The sequence below is a fragment of the Fulvimarina manganoxydans genome (genome assembly GCF_900176465.1).
GTDB lineage: Bacteria > Pseudomonadota > Alphaproteobacteria > Rhizobiales > Rhizobiaceae > Fulvimarina > Fulvimarina manganoxydans.
On record NZ_FWXR01000053.1, the window covers coordinates 1 to 1,111 of the forward strand.

The window sequence follows — 1,111 nt, forward strand, 5'->3', positions numbered from 1 at the left end:
ATGGCAACTGTGTTCATGCGAAGGCCTTTTTGTCTCTCTGCATGGCGTTGAGGACGGTGAGAAGCTTTCTGGCGACGGCGATGATTGCGACTTTCTTCGATCCGGATCTGTCTGTGACGGCATTGAAGAAGCTTTTGAAACGGGTGTTTGCGCGAATGGCACCGAGGGCGGCCATGTAGAGAGCGTTGCGCACGCGGCGTCTTCCGCCCTTGATGTGCTTGCGTCCCCGGCGATGCCCGCTGTCATTGTTGAATGGTGCGAGGCCGGCCAGGGCGCCGATCTTCTTTGGCGTCAGGGAGCCGAGTTCGGGCAGATGGGCCACGAGGGTCAACGCCGTTATTTTGCCGACGCCCGGCGCCGAGGTCAGCCGTTTGAGTTCCGCGGTGAGTTCGACGTCGCGCCGTGTGTGCCGGTCGATCTCGGTTTCGATGGCAGCGATCCGGTTGCCAAGACTTTCGATGACGACGTCGATATCGGCGATGATGCTGGCGTCAAAGGCATCGGCACGATGGCGCTTTTCCAGGGCTCGCAGCTCGACGAGCTGATCGCGCCGCCTGGCCAGCGCCGCCAGTCGCTCGCGATCTCTGGAAGGGGCGGGATCGGGGTTTGGTTGAACCATCTTGCCGAAATCCGACAGACTGGTCGCATCGATCCGGTCGGTCTTGGCGAGGCGTCCACGCATCTCGGCAAAGCGGCGCGCCTGCACCGGATTAAGTCGACGCGCGGCAATGCCATGTTCGCCGAGCGCATGACGCAAGAGCCGGTCATGAACGCCGGTTGCCTCGAAGACGACGAGACAATCCGTGCCGGCCAGAGAGGCCGCGAACGCCTCGATGGCGTGTTTGTCATTGGCAATGCGCTCGCAGCGCTGGCTGCGCGGGTCGAAAACATCGAGGAAGGACTTGGAAATGTCGCAGCCAAGGACGGTTTGGTGTATGGTCATGGAGCCTGATCCTGTGATGCGAGGTCTGCGCCAGCAGCCTCATGCAACTGTTCAGGTTGAACGAGCGAAGCGGGAAGGGATCGAGCCATGCCACGATCTACCCGTGGGCGATCAGGGTCCCGTCGGTCTCCTTCCCGCACTCACTCTACACTATCCCAAACACACAGG

General features: G+C 61.3%; 1 protein-coding gene. It reads right to left on the reverse strand.

Features of this window, described 5'->3' with window-relative positions:
* Positions 1-13: 13 nt before the first annotated feature.
* Positions 14-943, reverse strand: a complete 930-nt coding sequence (locus B9A15_RS23940; RefSeq protein ID WP_084413150.1) for an IS110 family RNA-guided transposase — start codon at positions 941-943, stop codon at positions 14-16.
* Positions 944-1,111: the final 168 nt, after the last annotated feature.